Raw genomic sequence first — 404 nt, 5'->3', positions numbered from 1 at the left:
GCAACTGGCAATTTAGGTTCTGGTGGTACTGCAAGACAAATAGGTACAGGTAGTGCAGGTGCACAAAGTGGCACCAGTGCTGGTACTGCTATGACTAGCTTATTAAAAACAGGTGCTAATCAATACAGTTTAATTGCAAACCCTCTATTCGGCAACCTAGATTGGGTTACACTTTCTGCAGACGCTACTAACTTCAAAAACCTATCTACCACATTTACCGTTTATGACCCTAATTTAGGCGTATTTGTTACCAGCACTGGTACAACAGTTACCCCAGACGCATCTTACACTGGTGGTCTAACATCTAAGCAACTAGCAAGGTACATCCAAAACGGGCAAGCATTTTTTGTACAAAATGATGGTACTGGTACAGCACCTACTTTAAATATTTTAGAAAGTCATAG

General features: G+C 41.1%; 1 protein-coding gene. It reads left to right on the top strand.

The window, feature by feature from the left end; all coding sequences use genetic code 11:
* Positions 1–404, top strand: a 404-nt coding sequence (locus ACT9TX_RS18510; protein ID WP_481340615.1) for a hypothetical protein, incomplete at both ends; no start/stop codon positions are given.

It is taken from the genome of Parasediminibacterium sp. HNIBRBA5674 (assembly GCF_056745525.1).
Note: the sequence above shows the minus strand (reverse complement) of the source record. Positions and strands in the feature narration are given on the sequence as shown.